Genomic DNA, 14,832 nt, shown 5'->3' on the forward strand with positions numbered 1-14,832 from the left:
CAGCAGTGACCATGTACTGTTTTGAACAACAGGCCGGAGCGAGGAGGACACCATGACCGCCACCACCCCCGACATCACCACCCACATCCGCTGCCTCGCCGCAGACGGCCACCCCCACAGCCTCACCACCCTCCGCCACCAGCTCGCCGCCTACCCCCGCCACCTCGTCGACGCCGCCCTGCGCACCCTGGCCAGCCAGGACGACGTGCAGCTGCGCTCCCAGGAAGACCAGAAGCGGCTGACCGAGGACGACCGGCGGGCAGCCCTGATGCTGGGCGGCACCCCCCGCCACCTCCTCCACATCACCTGACCCCGCACAGCACGAGGGCCCCGCACCAACCCGGTACGGGGCCCTCAACGCGTCCCAAGGTCAGGTCGTGTCCGGCCGCACCACACCCCGCACCGGCTCACCCGGCTGCGGGTACAGCAGCGCCAACAGCACCTCGTCCGGCACCTCCACCACCACCGCCACGCACGCCGCGGTGCCCTTGCTCTCCTCCGCCACGGTGTCCCGCCAACCCTGCGGGTTCGCGGCCACCATGCCCGCGTCCCACGCGTCCACCAGCTGCGGAACTTCCGGAGCCACCGGGTCGGTGACGATGATCGCGTGGAACTTCACCTCGCCACCGCCTCAGCGGGCTTGAGGACACGCGGCAGGTGGACGTGCAGGTGCTCGACCATCACCGGCCAGCCGTCCGCGCTCAGCACGGCGGCCAGTTCCTCGGCGATCGCCACCGACCGGTGGCGGCCCCCGGCGCAGCCCACCGCGACCCGCCGCGGCCGGTCCGCGGGCCATCCGGCGATGTCGGCGGCCAGGTCGTCCAGCAGATCACGCACGCCGGGGGTGGTCAGCACCGCGTCGCGCACCCGCGGGTCGTGGCCGGTGAGGTCGAGCAGGCCCGTCACGCGGGCGGGGTCGCGGAAGCGGTCGCGTACGTCCTCGACGCGCTCGGCGTCGGGGGCAGGGCTGTGCAGGTAGCCGAACGAGATGATCCGGATCGGGTTGGGTGTCGGGTTGGGTGTCGTCATGGGGTCAGCCTCTCGACTCGCGGGGAGGTGTTGCCTAGGTGTGTGGACCGGATGTGGAACCGACGTGGGCGGAACTAGGTGACGGCGCCGTACGCCAGCGCCACCGCCACCACCACGAACGCGGGGAACACCACCACCTGCTCCACCACACCGCCCGTGCGGAACCTCAACGGCCGCGGCGGGCGGATCTCGTACCACGTCTCCCCGGCGATGGGCAGCGGCCACAGGAACGGGCACCCGGACAGGGTGAGGGCGTCGCCGAGGCAGTGCACCAGGCACCCGGTACCCGCCGCGATCCCCAGCCACAGCCCGGTACCCGCCAGCGCCTCGACCGGGTACCCGGGTACCCACCAGGCGGTACCCGCGATGCCCGCGACGACGAGTACCCAGTCCCCGAGGGCGTCGGCGGCGAGTACCACGCCGAGCAGGCAGGTACCCGCCGCGAACCAGGTACCGAGCCCCCAGGTACCCAGTGCGATGCAGGTACCCGTGAGCACGGCGAAGGCGAGGGTGTGGGTGGCGTGCCGGTGCTCTCCGGTGTGCGGTTCGTCTCGCGGTCCTTTGGTGCGGGCGTAGAGCCACCGACTGGCGGCCCGTAAGACGCGGGAGAGCAGTCCGGTGACCGGGCCGAGGAGTCGGCTGGCGCGGGCGCGGGGGTGGTCCAGGTCCGGGAGCAGCGCGAACCCGGCGGTGACCACGGCGACCAGCGCGCCTTGGGCGGTGGTGTCGGCGGCGGGGGCGAGGGCGAGTCCGGCGCACAGGCCGGTGAGGGCGTGGGTGCGTCCCATCATGCGGGGTCTCCAAGGGGGTCGGGTACCTGGGTACCGGGGCGGGTGCTGGGGGAGGTACCTGGGCGGGTACCGGGCTGGCGCGGGTACCGGGTACCTGGCCGGGTACTCGGGCCGGGTACTTCGCCGGGTACCGGGTCGGGTACCTGCCGTAGGTACCGTCCGGGTACCTGTCCGGGTACCGGCTCGGCGAGGTACCCAGGTACCTCACCCACCGGCCCGCCGGGTACCAGCTCGGGTACCGGGTACCGGTCAGTGCCACAGCCGCGAGCGGGTACCCGCGCAGTACGGGCACAGCAGCCGGGTACCGGCGTTGCACCAGCCCCGCCACCGCAAGTCCCCCATCCCCACCCGCGGGTCCCGCGCGTCGAAGTCCCCGCGGGTGGGGCAGTGCTCGGTACCGCACTCCACGTGCACCCGCTCCAGCGGGTACCGGCCGTGGTTGTGGGCCGGGCACAGCAGCAGGTACCCGTCCGAGCCCCACCCGGCGCCGTGCAACTCGTTCACGTCGGCCTCGCTGGTGCGGTACCGGATGTGCGCGGTCGGTACCCGCTCGGGGTGGTCGTGGCCGCAGCGGGCCAGCACGTAGTCGACCTCGCGCACCTCGTCTCCGAGGGGCCCGGCGGCGGGGTTGGGGCGGTGGTCGCGGTTGCGGTAGTACCAGATGCCGCCTGCCACGAGCAGGAGGACGAGCCACAGGGCCGAGGGGTCACTGTTCTGCACGGGTCAGCTCCGATCGTGACAGTGGGTAGCGGGTCGGGGAAGAGTGATGCGGGCCGGGGTGCATGGTGTGCATGGGGGCGGGCCGGTCACAGCACTCAAGGCCCTGACCTGCGGAAACGTACCGCACGGGGATGTGCATGGGGTACCCCTTGCACACCATGCAGCCCATGCACTTCCGCAGGTCAGAGGGCATGCAAGGGGGTCTCGACCCTTGCACAGGTGTGCAAGGGTGTGGTGATCGGGATGCATGGGGGTGTGCAAGGGGTCGGGGCGCAGCGGCAGGCCCTGCCCGGTGTCCCGAACAGGGCCTTGTGTCACCGTCAGTGACGGCGGGGTCATTGCAGCAACGCCCGGATCTGCCCGGCCGTGGTCGACATGCCCGCCGCCCGCTTGCGGCCCGGCAACACGATGTCCTGCGCGGCCAGCGCGGTCACCAGCTCGGCGGCGGCCACCTTCACCTCGGCGGTCTCGGCGTCCACGCTCACCCGCCCCAAGCGCCGCGCCAAATCGCCCATGGTCAGCCACTCGCCGTCGGGCACCTCGGTCAGCGCGTCGAGCAACTCGGCGGCCAGGCCGGTCGGTGCCGGGGTGGCCGCGCCGTCGCGGACCGGCGCGGGCCATGCGATGCCTCCTGTCGCAGGCGACATGGCACGGGCCGGTGCTGGGGCCGCAGCGGTGGACATCGGCTGGGGCGCTCCGGTGCCGCTCATCAGGCGCGCCAGGCGCTCGCGGGCGGCCTGCTGCGACTGCCGCGCCGCGTCCTCACCCTGCTGCGGCAGGCAGCGCCGCGCCGCCGCCGTGGTCGGCGCCCACGACCGGGCGCGCGGCAGGCTGGCGAACAGGTCCTCCGCGTACGGCGCCGGGTGGTCGCGGGCGTCCTCGCGGCGCGGCATGAAGTCCAGCTGCGACTCCATCTGCCGCGACGTGGCGCCGCACATCAACGCCCGGCCCGCGGTGCGGGGCAGCAGCTTCGGGCTGTAGGGCAGACCGGGGATCAGGGTGGCCCCGGCGTTGGCGTTGACCCGCATGGCCAGGAAGTTCCTGGTCGACAGGCTGGACCGCAGGAGTTCGGAGCCGCCGAAGATGGCCTGCTCGGGGATCTGGGAGGCGGCGACGATGCCCATGTTGAGTTTGTTCATGCGCTTGGCCAGCTCGCCGTAGCGCATCCCCAGCCGGGTGGAGGTGGAGCCGGGCACGAGTTGCCGGAATGCCTGGTCGCACTCATCGACGAACGCCATGATCCCCGGCGGCACCACGCCACCGCAGGGACAGTGCGGGTCGGGGTACTCCCCGTCGGGCAGGCACGGAGCGCTCGTCCACGGGGTGATCTTGCCCAGGTTGTGGGCGCCCATCCACGACTCGCGCAGGTCGGCCTCGGCCTCCAGCCACTCCAGGTAGGCCAGTGTGTGCTCCGCGCCGAGCACCGGGAAGTCGGCGTGCTGCGCCAACACCGGGGAGGAAGCGCCGCGCTGCGGGTCGAGGAACCCGATCAGGTAGCCCAGCTGGCGGGCCCGGTACGCCAGGCCGTCGAACAGCGAACTCTTGCCCATGCGGGTACCGGCCAGCACGAACCCCGAGTGCGCGCCGGAGGCGTCGGCGAAGTCCCACCACGTCGGGTCGCCGGTGTCGATGTAGGCGCCGATGCGCACCGAACCGGGGTTGTCCGGCGAGCACACCAACTCGGGGGTGACACGCGCGCCGCGGGCGGCCTTGTTGGCCAGGTGGATGATCTGCATCCGCAGCTGGGCGCGGTCGGCCAGCAGCGCAGCGGGCTGGTCGAACACCACGTCCTGGTCGAAGCCCAACCGCAGGGCGCTGGGGATCTTCTCCCGTGCTGCTTGGGCCGCGCTCAGGGTGGTGCCCTTGGGGCCCGGTTCGACCACGAACGAGAAGCGGCCCTCGGCGTGCTGCTGCCCGTCCCAGACGATGCGGGTGTCGGGCAGGTGCTGGGTGGACACGCCGACGCGCCACCGCTCGATCAGCGCCGCGACCTCCTCGGGCAGCGCCGCCGCGACGGGGACGGGGTCGACCACCTCGGCGTCGATGACCTCTGCCCCTGGGCCCTCCGCGGCCACAGCGGTTCCCGCCGAGGACTCCTCGGCGGCCTCCTCGGCGGGGGCGTGGGCCAGCAGCTCCCGGCGGACCGCCCGCAGCTGCCGCCACGCCTTCATCCGCTGCAGCTGCCACCGCCCGGCGGTGGCCACGGCGGCGACGATGTAGCCGCCCACGATCAGCGGGTGCCCGCCGAACAACGCCAACGCCGCACCGGAGGTAGCGGAACCGAGGAGCAGGTGCTTGAGCGCCAGCGTCGAGCTACCGCCCTGGGGGCCGGGCTGGGTGGGCAGCGCCTGCGCGGTGCCGGTGCGCACCGCCGCGCCGACCAGCACCCCGGTGGCCAGGGCGGAGACCAGCGCGCCACCGCCGACCCCGACCAGCAGCATCTCCGGGCCGCCCACGGCGAGCGCGTCCAGCATCTGCCCGTGCAGCCCGGTCCCGGCCCACACCGTCACCGACCCGGCGGTGGGCGGCAGCAGCGCGAGCTTGCGCTCACGCCGCAGCTGCCGCTCCACTCGCGTCAGGTCGCCGCCGTAGGGCTGCAGGGCGGTTCCGGGCTGCGCGGACATCACAGGGCTCCTTCCGGGTTAGAGGTTGGTGACGGACTCGCGGTCGCCCGCGCCGACGTTGGCGGCGTAGGCCTCGGCGACGGCCTTGGCCTGCTCCAGCGCTTCGAGCATCTCGGTGAACGCGCCGCGAGCGGTGGCCAGCGCTTCCTGCCCGCGCTCCAGCCCGGCGGTCTTCTCGCCGAACCAGCCGCGGCTCTGCATGTCGGCCAGGGTCACCTCGCAGGCGTCGAAGCCCTGCTGGCAGGCGTCGTGCATCCCCTGGGCGAACTGGATGTAGGCACCGAGGCCGCCCTCGCCGACGGTGACGGCGGTGGTACCGGACTCCAACTCGGGACTGGTCATGATTCGTCCTTCCTGATGAACGTGAAAAACACGGTGGGCGGGACATTCGCGGCCGGACGCCCCGGAGGCAGAGCGGGCCCTGCGGGCGGGACGGGGCGGTCGGTGCGCTGCGCGGTGGCCCGCACCGGGCCACCCGGCTCACCCTCGACGGGCCAGCGCGTCCACTCCGAGCGGCGCACCAAGGCGGCGTTCGCGGCACCGATCGCGTCGACCACCACCAGCCGCACCCACACCAGCAGCAGCGCCACCCCCGCCACCGCCAACTGCCCGGCGGCAGCGCGCAGGGCCTGCCCGTCGGAGGTCCGCGCCTCCGACGGCTTGGGGCGGTTGCGCAGGCGGGCGGCGATAGCGCGCGCCCACCGGCCGACCAACCCGGCCAGGCGTGGGGACCGGTGGGCCGCCCGGTCGGCGCCCCCGGCGAGCCGGTCGGCTCCCCACGCCAGGCCGCGGCGGGCGATGGTGGCGGTGTCGACGGCGGCGCGGGAGACCATGAACCAGGCGACCAGCAGGCAGAACAGGACCAGTTCCATGTCAGGCTCCGAAGAACGTCGCGAGGGGCCCGCCGACCCAGGCCAGCAGGTCCAGGGCCTCACCGCGCAGCATCGCGATCACCCCGCCGGTGGGCACGCCCAGCAGCAGCGCGGTCACGATCGCCATGTAGGGGGTGTGGCCCCGCACCCCACCCGCGCCCCCGCCGCCGCGGCCGGTCCGGGTCGAGCGGCCCTTCTTCAGCGGTGCTTCCAGCAGCACCACGTAGAACAGGACCACCCCGGCCAGGCCGCAGATCGCGTTGGCCCCGAGGCTGACGTGGGAGCCACCGGCCTGCCCGGCCTGGCGCAGCAGGTTGTGCACCTCGGTCATGGCGCCGCCGGAGATGCCCAGCACGCCCCAGAACCACATCCAGGTGACGGCCTTGGGGGACTTCTTCTTCCACATGAGCACTGCGCCCAGGGCGATGAGGAGCGCGCTGAGCAGGCTGAGCTGGATGTTCATGGCAGGTCCTTTCGCCCTGGTCTACTGGTTGACGGCGGCCGACTGGGCGGCCACGTAGCGGTTCTTGAACTCGGTGACCTTGCGCTTCCAGTGCTCGGCGCCCATGAAGTCGGCGATCTCGCGGCCGGTGACCTTCGACGGGTCGCCGCCGCGCTCATCGGCGAGCTGCGCGTACCGCTGGTAGGCGCGCTCCTTCTGGGACGTCTCGCCTGCGGCGCGGATGGGGGTGACGTTGCTGGGCGCGGTCACCGGGACAGCCGGGGCGGGGGCGGGCAGTGGCTTGGGCTCGGGCTTCGCAGGGGCGACCGGAGTCGTGGGAGCGGTGACAGCGGGGGCGGGCTTCGGCGGAGCCACCGAGGGCTTCGGCGCGGTGACCCGCTCAGCGGTGGCGTGGACCGGCGGCACTGGCCGGGACGGCACCGGAGCGGCGGGCTTCGGCGCCGGGGCCGTGACCGGAGGGCGAGCGGCAGCCGGACGGCGGGCCGCCAGGTACGACATCAGCACCTCGGCGAAAGCGTGCACCAGCACCGCCACGAACACCGGGGCCGCGATCGACAGCAGCACCACCACCCACTGCCAGTCCTCCGGCAGCCGCGCCCCCACCAACTCCGGCGGGAAGTCCGCCGAGTGGCTGCCGTCGGCGCGTTCGATGTTGTGCCCGGCGAGGTTGCCGACGATGGACAGCGCGGTGGACGCGGAGAGCAGGCCCAGGCCGAACCGCCACGCGGTGCCGCGCAGCACCATCATCATCAGCGCCCCGGCCCCGGCGGCGAGGTCGATCAGCACCGGCCCCAGCCACGCGGTGCCCGCGCTCCACCCGGCGAGGAGCATGACCGGGTGCAGCATCTGGAACGACAGGACGAACGCGCAGGCGGCCAGCGGGATCAGGATCACCGCCATGGTGATCACGGTCCACAGCTCGGGCGGGCGGGGGGCGGTGTGCTGCTGCACGGCTACGTCTCCAGATCGGTGGGTCAGGTCGGGATGGAGGTGGGGTGGATGCCGTCGGGCCAGGGGGCCTGCTCGATCAGCTGCCCGGACCGGTCGCACCACTCCTGCGCGGCGGCCCACGCCTCGGGGGTGTCGGGCCGCACGTTGAACGCGCGGTTGTGCTGGTCGCAGGCGGTTTCGGTGAAGCCCCAGTCCCCGACCACGGCCGGGTCCTGCTGTTCCTGCTGCTCGGGGGTGTCGGTTCCGGCGATGGCGGCGATGAGCAGGACACCGCCGAGCAGCCACCCGGCGCCGCTCACTGGGCACCTCGGGGGACTCGGCACACGCGGCAGCGGGGGCCGGTGTTGGCGTTGGTGTGGCAGTGCGGGCAACGCCACGGGCGGGTCGTGGTCATCGGGCACCGCCCGCGAGGTAGTGGGTGACCACGCGCGCGGCCTGCCCCACGTAGCTGGCCTTCGTGGCGGGCCCGCAGTTGTCCCAGTTGCGGCCGTCCATCTCGATGGCGGCGCGGGCGGCGGTCTCCAGGCGGGTGGGGTCGAGCAGGACGCTGCCGGTGAGCAGCCACTCGGCGAGGCGCATGGTCTCTTCGGCGGTGGCGTCGGGGTGGAGTTCGGTGGCGCGGCGGAACGCTTCGTGGCGCAGGTCCACGTCGCTGAGGGTGGCGTCGGTGGTGGTGTTGTTCACGGTGTGCTCCTAGGGGGTGGGTGTGGTGGGCGGCGGTGTAGCGGATCACCAGGTGTCTCGGACCACCACGCTGCGGAAGCCTTCGTCGGCGGAGTTGGTGACGTAGACCGTCTGGATCTCCCCGGATTCGATCTTGGATTGGATGCAGTCGCAGAACGGCTCATCGGTGCACCGGGGGCAGAAGCCGTGGTTGTCGAGCGGTGCGCTGCAGCAGGCGCACGTGGCGACCGGCTTGGGGGCGGGCTTGCGGTTGCGTTTGAACACGGGGTGCTCCTCAGGGGTGGGGTGGGTCCGGTCGGGGCGGGGTTGAGGGGTGGTCACCCGCCCCGACCGGGGCTTCAGTGGCCGGAGCCGGGGCAGTTCGGGCCGCAGCGGGCGTTACCGCCGCTGGTTTGCTGGCCGCAGCCGTTGATGCAGTAGCCGTTGCCCTTCGCGCCGGGGATCAGCCGGGGCCTGCGACGCCGTTTGGGGGCGGGCTTGCGAGGCATCAGGCGTTGTCCTTCTGCTGGATTCCGGCGATGACGGCGTGGGCCACGGCCAGCACGGCGGTGATCAGCGCCCGCAGCTCGGGGTCGATGTCGGGGGTCCGGGTGAGCTGGGTGGCGGTGTCGGCGGCGAGGGTCTGGGCGGTGGCGAGGTGCTCGCCGCTGGTGGTGGTGTCGAGTTGGGCGGTCACGGTGTCCTCCGGTGCAGTCGGGGTGATCTGGGGATCAGGTCTGGGTGGTGGGGGCCCGGCCGGAGACGCGGGGGAGGTGGTCTCCGGCCGGGCATGTGGGGTGCCGTGCCGTGTCGGGGGGATCAGCACGACACCCAGGTCAGGGCCGGTGGGTCAGCGGTTCGAGGCGGTGGGCGGCCTGCTGGCAGGCCTTTCGGTACTCGTCGCAGTCCGTGCGCTGGAGGCGGAGCGTGCCGCGGCCGTTGCCGATCCGCAGGGCGGGTAGGCGTCCGTCGCTGATCGCGCGGTAGACCGTGCTCGGGTGCACGTCCAGTTCCTTGGCGAACTCGCCGACCAGGACCAACTCCTCGGTCTCTTCGGTGTGGTTCCCCATCGGCGGTTGGTCTCCGATCTTGTACCGGTTCGGTCGTACTGGTACGAGTCAGAGTAGCAGGAGTTGCAGGAGTTGCAGAGTCGTACTGGTACGTCTGCCCCTACCCTTGGAGGCGTGGCAGGAGACCAAAGCGAAAACCCGCAGGCCAGCGAGCCGCGCTACCAGCAGATCGCCGCCGACCTACGCGCGGCTATCACCCGAGGGGACTACAAGCCAGGGCACGCCCTGCCCACGGTCACCACCCTCAAGGACCACTACGGCGTCTCCCGTCAGACCGTCCAAACCGCCCTCGCGGTCCTCCGCGCCGAGGGTCTGACCGAGAGCCGCTTCGGTGCCGGGACGATCGTCCGTGCCCGCCCGACGGTGCTGCGGGTCTCCAGCAAGCGCCTCTCCCGCGCCGAACGCCAAGCCGGGCGCGGCGCGATGATGAGCGACGCCGCCACGGGCGGGTTCACCGTCACCTCCAGCGTGAGCGTCAGCTTCACCACCGCAGACGCGTCTCTGGCCGAGACGTTGGGTATCAGCGAGGGCGACGAGGTGCTGGTGCGGGATCGGGTCATGTCCGCCGACGGCGTGCGGGTGCAGCTGGCCACCTCGTGGCTGCCGCGCACCATCACCCGCGGTACGCAGATCGAGCAGGAGAACAGCGGCCAGGGCGGCATCTACGCGCGCTTGGAGGACCTCGGGTATCGGTTGGCTCGCGCGGTCGAGTCGGTTCGCGCCCGCCCTGCCACTGCGGAGGAGGCGGAGCGGCTCCAACTCCAGCTCGGTGCACCGGTCGCCGAGGTGGTGCGTGTGGTGTTCACCAGTGAGGACCGGCCGGTGGAGGTCAACCGGATGGTGATGGCCGGGGAGCGGTACGAGCTGGTGTACGAGGTGCCGCTGGACTGATGTGCGGGCCGGGGGCGTTCCGGTCTACAGAGAGTGCATCTGCACGTGCGGGTGTACGCGCATTTCCGTGCGCACACCCCACGCTGCGGCATCGGTTCGGTAACCGGCCCCTGTCGGGTCGAATAGCTCCGGTCATCGGACCTACCCTGCGGCGGACCACCCCCTCTGCCGCCAGGAGGTCGCCGGTGACCAGCCACCCCACGCCCGTCGTGTCCGCAGAACTCAAGACCGCAATCGGCGAGGTCGTCGAGACCATGGCCAGCGAGATCCGCGCCAAAGCCCGCAACGACGCCGCCGACGACCTCGACCAGGCCGGGCACACCTCGGCCGCCGAGTGGCTCCGCGACCACAAGTAGGCGCGCCATGCTCAGCCGCCACCTGCGGGACGCGCTGTCCCCGATCGTCGCCGACCTCGTCCGCCCCCTGATCCGGACTGTCACCCTGCGGTGCAGCCACTACCGCACCACCAACCCCAACCGCGCCTGGATCAGCCTCACCCCCGTGCTGCAAGCCGTCCCCAAGCCCGGCGCGGACACCGTGACCTTCAACGACGGGCCCATCGTCGGCGCGGCCCTCGAAGTCGGCTCGCACGGCTTTGCCATCCACCGGAGGCTCCGATGAACGCCGCTTGGCTGGTGGTCACGACCCTCGCCTACCTCATCGGCCTCACCGTTGAACGCTGGCTCCGATACGGATGGCTCCCGGTCCACAGTGAGCACGAGCCCCTTGACTTCGCCAGCCTCACCATCGCGGGCATCCCCATTGAAGAGCTCGGCCTACCCGACGAGCAGTGGCGCGACCCGGCCTGGCAGCGCGTTGATCTCGACCCGTTCCGCCGCTTCAAGCTGCAGTGGCGCTACGAAGCCTCCCTCGCCGACCGCGTCCGCGCCGACCTGGCCGACCCCCGCCGCTTCTTCCGGGAGACCTCATGAGCACCGATGAGACCGGTCTGCGGTGTCGCCGCGGCGAGCAGTGCGGCGACGCCCGCCGCGAACCCGCCTGGGCCACGGTGCCGGGCGGCCTGTGCCAGTTCGACACCACCACCGTGAAGCGAGCCATCCAGCAACTGCCGCGCGACTACCTCGAACTCGGCCACCTGCTGTCCAAGACCGGCCGCACCACCGACGCCCCCACTGGTGGCACCCGCGAGCTCCCCGTCCCCTTGCGTCTCGGCGTGCTCACCCTGCAGGAAGACCTGGTGTTCGAGGCGGGCCTGTGGGCCAGCGCGGTAGGGGATCACGCCGACGTCGGCTCCCCCGACCGGCGTCTGCGGCGCGCCGTGGAGCTGCTGCTCGCGGACTGGCCCGCTCTCCTGCACGTGCCGGTGATGGACGTGGCCCGGCTGGACGGCCGCGACGAACGCCTCTCCGGCCGCTCCCCCGTCGTGCTCGGCGAGGAGGACGGGGTGGATGGGGCGCTGCGGCTGCTGGAGTTGCACGAGCGAGTCGCGCTGGTCGAGGGCCGCACCCACCGCGCCCACCGTCTCTGGTCGCCGTGCCCGAAGTGCCAGGCGTTGGCCTTGGTGCGGGAGGAGGGTTCGGGGCAGGTGGACTGCCGCTGCTGTCACTACCGGGAGCCGCTGGAGTCCTACGAGGCGCGCGCGGACGTGCTGGCCAAGGCGTACGAACGGAGCGCGGCGTGAACGACCTTGTGCAGCGGCTGTTGGCCGCGATCGACGCGCTGGAGCAAGCCAATCGGGTCTACCCGGACTACAGGGACTTCCACAGCGACGGCTGGGTGGACGGGGCGACCGGCCGCAACCTGGACGAGTCCTGGCACACCCTGGGCTGCGGCCGGTACTTCGGTAGCCAGGCGGGCGGCGGCGACCGGTGCGAGTGCGGGGTGCCGGAGGCTGTGCGCCGCCGCTGCGCCGCCGACCGGAAGATCGTCGAAGAGGTGATGTCCTGGCAGCACCAGTACATCGAGGGTGACCCGTGGTACTCGTGCGCCCAAGCCGTGACCAACCCCTACGGCAACGAAGAGGAGCGGGCACCGGGGTCGGGCTGCGCCGACGACGCCCGCGCTGGTACGGCCTGCGACTGCGGGCTGGAAACCCGGCAGCGGCGCATCCTCGAACCGCTCGCCGAGGGCTACGGCGTGGAGAAGCAGCCGTGATCAAGCCGCGCCGGTCGCCCTGGCCCTACCCCGGTGACACCCCACTCGACCGCGCCCGCCGCGTCGCCACCACCTACCGCGCCGCCCTCACCCAACTCGACCCCGAACGCGCCGCCGCCATCGACCGTGAGATGACCCGCCTCGGTGAACCCTGGGTCGCACCACAACCCCTCGTGTTTGACCTCGACGCCCCGCACCGGCCCCGTGACCTCGCCGAACTCCTCGGCGGTGGCCTCACCCCCGAACTCGTCCGGCAGTGGCGGGCGCGTGGGCACATCCCCGACCGCCGTGACGACGCCGGACGCCCGGTCAACACACCGCGCGACGTGCTGGACTACCAGGCCGAGCAGCGTCGCCGCCGCGCCGACCGCCACAGTGCTTGACACATCAACCTGTGACAGTTCACACTCAGCCCCAACCACACGTATGCCCAGAGCCCCGGCCGCACCCCTCGCGACCGGGGCTCTCGCACATCCCAACCCCGGCCCCGCCGCATCCCCAACACCAGCGAGCGGCCCGGCCGGGCACCAAGACCACCACGGTGGGTGGGAGGGAGCTGCGGCCCCGGAACGTGGCGGAACCGGGGCCGCAGCGACACTGAAAGTTACACTTCCATCATGGAAGAAGAGCCACCCCGATTGGACGTAACGCAGATCGTCGTGCAACGCATGAAAGAACTGCGCACCCGGAGAGGTTTGACAGCGGAAGGCCTGGCCGAAGCAATGTCCGGCCTCGGCATCCCCTGGCAAGCAGGCGTTGTAACCAAGCTCGAAAAGGGCTACAGGAAATCACTCAGCGTGAACGAACTTCTGGGACTCGCCCTAGCGCTTGATGTGGCTCCGGTGCACCTACTAGTCCCGGTCGAGGGCGACACCAGCCTCTACCACCTCACCCCGAATCAGGGTGTCCGAGTCGATGAGGCCCGTGCATGGGTTCGAGGCTCATGGGTGCCACCTACAGGCGACCCACGGGCCTATTACAGCGAGGTCCCCGCCCACGAATTCGAGACGCCAGCCACTTCCTCCAACTAGCAGGGGGTGACCCGTGGCCGACCACACCATCGCCGCCGACGAACAAGGCATCCACAACATCACCCTCACCGCAGGCGTCGTCGACACCGTCACCTTCGCCGACGACGTCACCGAAGTCGAGATCGTCAACATGACCGGCACCGCCGCCGTCTACTTCACCGTCGACGGCACCACCCCCACCGTCGCAGGCCGCAAAACCCGGCTCCTCCCGGCAGCGGTCACCAGCGTCGAGATCGAACCCACCACCAGCGGCCCCACCGTCGTCAAACTCATCTCCCCCGGCACGCCGACGATCAGCGTCGCCCGCAGCTAGAGGGAGGTCGCCGTGCGCCGCACGTTCCTCGGCAGCCCCACCGCCGAGATCGCCGCCAAGGTCGACACCCTCATGACGTCGCTGCCCGCCGACCAAGCCAAGGTCGCCACGGCCCTCGCCGAACAGCGCGAACTCCTCGACAGCCGCCTCAACCAAGCAGGCAGCCAGCTCGTGCAACTGCAGAGCCTCGCGGGCAACGTCCAGAGCGTGCGTGTCGTGGCGGACCAGGTGCACCAGCAGCTGCAGGACCAGATCAGCGCGCTCGGCAGCACCCTGCAGCAACACGGCATCCTCCTCGCGGAGCACGGCTCGGAACTCTCCGAGATCGCCGCCGACCAGGACGTGCAGGACCAGCGTCTCGCCCAGCTCGTCGACAGCATCGCCGCGGCCAACACCACCGCGTTGCGGGCAGTGCAGGTCGCTGAGGTCCTCGCCGCCCGCCGGGTCCACATCCGTGTCCAGGCCATCGAGGTCCCCAAGTTGGCCCTCGGCACCGTCGTGGACAGGCCGGTCACGTGGGCGCAGCCCATGCCCGTGGCCAGCTACGACGTGCGGCCCCCGGTCGTGGACCCCGGCATCCTCGGCAAGGTCACCGCCACCATCAAGCCCGACTCGATCACCCAGGCCGGGTGCACCGTGACGTTCAAAGCCACCGCCGCGATCTCCGGCGGCACCGCCACCATCATCGGCGCCGCACTCGCCTGAACCACCCACCACCGCCCAAGGACACCGCCATGCGGATCTCCCAAGACCTCCACATCATCGAGAGCGAAACAGGCCCCACCCTGTCCATCGGGGACTACATCTTCGCCGGGCTCACCATCCACGATGCTGGCCCGATCATCGAGACCCTCACCCCCGGCGCACCGAACCCGCTGCGCTGCGCGTGGGTGCCGATCCTGTTCGAGGGCGACGTGCACGACCCGCAAGGCCGGTGCCGCATCGTGCACGACGGCGAAGCCGAACTCGTCGGAGTCCCCACCCCCGACAGCGAGGAGAACCCCGGTGGCTGAGGGCATCCAGTTCAACGGCACCAACACCAGCGCCGTCACCGGGCTGGTGACCGAGCACGACGGCACCGTCACCCCCCTCCCCGAGATGGCCGGACGCCCCCCAGCGCTGCTCATCTCCCACCCCGGCGGGCACCTCATCGCCTACCCCAGCGACTACCTCATCTGGGACGAGCAGCTCACCCTGTACTCGCCGATGCAGGTCTGGACCGTCTACCAGCTGCCCGTCAACGACGACGGCACCCCCGCCGACCTCGCCCAGGTCAACGAGTACACGCGGCTCTGACCC

Annotated in this window: 28 protein-coding genes; 13 read left to right on the forward strand and 15 right to left on the reverse strand. The window is 71.6% G+C overall.

The features are described 5' to 3' along the window. Nucleotides 1-52: 52 nt before the first annotated feature. Nucleotides 53-310, forward strand: a complete 258-nt coding sequence (locus JOF41_RS36185; RefSeq protein WP_209624769.1) for a hypothetical protein — start codon at nt 53-55, stop codon at nt 308-310. Nucleotides 311-370: 60 nt separating this feature from the next. Here the strand turns inward: JOF41_RS36185 and JOF41_RS36190 are convergent, their stop codons facing one another. From JOF41_RS36190 to JOF41_RS36260, 15 genes are all read right to left on the reverse strand, one after another. Further along, a complete protein-coding gene (locus tag JOF41_RS36190) occupies nt 371-619 on the reverse strand; it encodes a hypothetical protein (RefSeq protein ID WP_209624771.1) in 249 nt (82 codons plus the stop codon). Further along, entirely contained in the window at nt 616-1,029 is a 414-nt protein-coding gene (locus JOF41_RS36195; protein ID WP_209624773.1) for a RapZ C-terminal domain-containing protein, read from the reverse strand. Before JOF41_RS36195 ends, JOF41_RS36190 begins: the two co-directional genes overlap by 4 nt. 74 nt (nt 1,030-1,103) lie before the next feature. Further along, complete coding sequence (locus tag JOF41_RS36200; RefSeq protein ID WP_209624775.1) at nt 1,104-1,820, reverse strand: metal-dependent hydrolase; 717 nt, start codon at nt 1,818-1,820, stop codon at nt 1,104-1,106. 249 nt (nt 1,821-2,069) lie between these two features. Beyond that, complete coding sequence (locus JOF41_RS36205) at nt 2,070-2,540, reverse strand: hypothetical protein (RefSeq protein WP_209624776.1); 471 nt, start codon at nt 2,538-2,540, stop codon at nt 2,070-2,072. Between the two features lie 335 nt (nt 2,541-2,875). Beyond that, on the reverse strand, nt 2,876-5,164 hold the full coding sequence (locus JOF41_RS36210; protein ID WP_209624779.1) for a putative type IV secretion/conjugal transfer ATPase: 2,289 nt from the start codon (nt 5,162-5,164) through the stop codon (nt 2,876-2,878). Nucleotides 5,165-5,182: 18 nt separating this feature from the next. After that, a complete protein-coding gene (locus tag JOF41_RS36215) occupies nt 5,183-5,506 on the reverse strand; it encodes a hypothetical protein (RefSeq protein ID WP_209624781.1) in 324 nt (107 codons plus the stop codon). Continuing rightward, on the reverse strand, nt 5,503-6,036 hold the full coding sequence (locus JOF41_RS36220) for a hypothetical protein (RefSeq protein WP_209624783.1): 534 nt from the start codon (nt 6,034-6,036) through the stop codon (nt 5,503-5,505). Before JOF41_RS36220 ends, JOF41_RS36215 begins: the two co-directional genes overlap by 4 nt. A 1-nt stretch (nt 6,037) precedes the next feature. Next, nucleotides 6,038-6,499 carry a hypothetical protein gene (locus JOF41_RS36225; protein WP_209624785.1) on the reverse strand — a complete coding sequence of 154 codons (462 nt, stop codon included), beginning with the start codon at nt 6,497-6,499 and terminating at the stop codon, nt 6,038-6,040. 21 nt (nt 6,500-6,520) lie between these two features. After that, nucleotides 6,521-7,450 carry a DUF2637 domain-containing protein gene (locus tag JOF41_RS36230; RefSeq protein ID WP_209624787.1) on the reverse strand — a complete coding sequence of 310 codons (930 nt, stop codon included), beginning with the start codon at nt 7,448-7,450 and terminating at the stop codon, nt 6,521-6,523. Nucleotides 7,451-7,473: 23 nt separating this feature from the next. Next, the gene (locus JOF41_RS36235) at nt 7,474-7,749 is read right to left on the reverse strand and encodes a hypothetical protein (RefSeq protein ID WP_209624789.1); all 276 of its coding nucleotides are present in this window, start codon (nt 7,747-7,749) and stop codon (nt 7,474-7,476) included. Between the two features lie 91 nt (nt 7,750-7,840). Continuing rightward, entirely contained in the window at nt 7,841-8,134 is a 294-nt protein-coding gene (locus JOF41_RS36240; protein WP_209624791.1) for a hypothetical protein, read from the reverse strand. Between the two features lie 45 nt (nt 8,135-8,179). Next, a complete protein-coding gene (locus tag JOF41_RS36245; protein ID WP_209624793.1) occupies nt 8,180-8,398 on the reverse strand; it encodes a hypothetical protein in 219 nt (72 codons plus the stop codon). Nucleotides 8,399-8,472: 74 nt separating this feature from the next. Continuing rightward, the gene (locus JOF41_RS36250; protein ID WP_209624795.1) at nt 8,473-8,622 is read right to left on the reverse strand and encodes a hypothetical protein; all 150 of its coding nucleotides are present in this window, start codon (nt 8,620-8,622) and stop codon (nt 8,473-8,475) included. Further along, entirely contained in the window at nt 8,622-8,810 is a 189-nt protein-coding gene (locus JOF41_RS36255) for a hypothetical protein (RefSeq protein WP_209624797.1), read from the reverse strand. Before JOF41_RS36255 ends, JOF41_RS36250 begins: the two co-directional genes overlap by 1 nt. 139 nt (nt 8,811-8,949) lie before the next feature. Then, complete coding sequence (locus JOF41_RS36260; RefSeq protein ID WP_209624799.1) at nt 8,950-9,183, reverse strand: excisionase family DNA-binding protein; 234 nt, start codon at nt 9,181-9,183, stop codon at nt 8,950-8,952. 114 nt (nt 9,184-9,297) lie between these two features. On the opposite strand from JOF41_RS36260, the gene JOF41_RS36265 reads away from it, so the two are divergent. From JOF41_RS36265 to JOF41_RS36320, 12 genes are all read left to right on the forward strand, one after another. After that, nucleotides 9,298-10,074 (forward strand): GntR family transcriptional regulator, encoded by a 777-nt coding sequence (locus JOF41_RS36265; protein ID WP_209624801.1) that lies wholly within the window; start codon nt 9,298-9,300, stop codon nt 10,072-10,074. A gap of 185 nt (nt 10,075-10,259) precedes the next feature. Then, on the forward strand, nt 10,260-10,430 hold the full coding sequence (locus tag JOF41_RS36270) for a hypothetical protein (RefSeq protein ID WP_209624803.1): 171 nt from the start codon (nt 10,260-10,262) through the stop codon (nt 10,428-10,430). A 7-nt stretch (nt 10,431-10,437) separates the two neighbouring features. After that, nucleotides 10,438-10,695 (forward strand): hypothetical protein, encoded by a 258-nt coding sequence (locus JOF41_RS36275; RefSeq protein ID WP_209624805.1) that lies wholly within the window; start codon nt 10,438-10,440, stop codon nt 10,693-10,695. Continuing rightward, nucleotides 10,692-11,006 carry a hypothetical protein gene (locus JOF41_RS36280; protein WP_209624807.1) on the forward strand — a complete coding sequence of 105 codons (315 nt, stop codon included), beginning with the start codon at nt 10,692-10,694 and terminating at the stop codon, nt 11,004-11,006. The genes JOF41_RS36275 and JOF41_RS36280 overlap by 4 nt, the downstream gene beginning before the upstream one ends. Continuing rightward, nucleotides 11,003-11,716: a hypothetical protein gene (locus JOF41_RS36285; RefSeq protein WP_209624809.1), complete on the forward strand. Its 714-nt coding sequence runs from the start codon at nt 11,003-11,005 to the stop codon at nt 11,714-11,716. The genes JOF41_RS36280 and JOF41_RS36285 overlap by 4 nt, the downstream gene beginning before the upstream one ends. Continuing rightward, nucleotides 11,713-12,189 (forward strand): hypothetical protein, encoded by a 477-nt coding sequence (locus tag JOF41_RS36290; protein WP_209624812.1) that lies wholly within the window; start codon nt 11,713-11,715, stop codon nt 12,187-12,189. The genes JOF41_RS36285 and JOF41_RS36290 overlap by 4 nt, the downstream gene beginning before the upstream one ends. Next, nucleotides 12,186-12,572, forward strand: coding sequence for a hypothetical protein (locus JOF41_RS36295; RefSeq protein ID WP_209624814.1), 387 nt, complete (start codon nt 12,186-12,188; stop codon nt 12,570-12,572). The genes JOF41_RS36290 and JOF41_RS36295 overlap by 4 nt, the downstream gene beginning before the upstream one ends. A gap of 234 nt (nt 12,573-12,806) precedes the next feature. Beyond that, entirely contained in the window at nt 12,807-13,220 is a 414-nt protein-coding gene (locus JOF41_RS36300; protein ID WP_209624816.1) for a helix-turn-helix domain-containing protein, read from the forward strand. Nucleotides 13,221-13,233: 13 nt separating this feature from the next. Next, complete coding sequence (locus tag JOF41_RS36305; RefSeq protein ID WP_209624818.1) at nt 13,234-13,533, forward strand: hypothetical protein; 300 nt, start codon at nt 13,234-13,236, stop codon at nt 13,531-13,533. A 12-nt stretch (nt 13,534-13,545) separates the two neighbouring features. Then, on the forward strand, nt 13,546-14,238 hold the full coding sequence (locus tag JOF41_RS36310) for a hypothetical protein (RefSeq protein WP_209624819.1): 693 nt from the start codon (nt 13,546-13,548) through the stop codon (nt 14,236-14,238). A 29-nt stretch (nt 14,239-14,267) separates the two neighbouring features. After that, entirely contained in the window at nt 14,268-14,546 is a 279-nt protein-coding gene (locus tag JOF41_RS36315) for a hypothetical protein (RefSeq protein WP_209624821.1), read from the forward strand. After that, the gene (locus JOF41_RS36320) at nt 14,539-14,829 is read left to right on the forward strand and encodes a hypothetical protein (protein ID WP_209624823.1); all 291 of its coding nucleotides are present in this window, start codon (nt 14,539-14,541) and stop codon (nt 14,827-14,829) included. Before JOF41_RS36315 ends, JOF41_RS36320 begins: the two co-directional genes overlap by 8 nt. Nucleotides 14,830-14,832 lie beyond the last annotated feature (3 nt).

Origin of the sequence: Saccharothrix coeruleofusca, assembly GCF_017876325.1 — a bacterium.
Taxonomy (GTDB): Bacteria; Actinomycetota; Actinomycetes; order Mycobacteriales; family Pseudonocardiaceae; genus Actinosynnema; species Actinosynnema coeruleofuscum.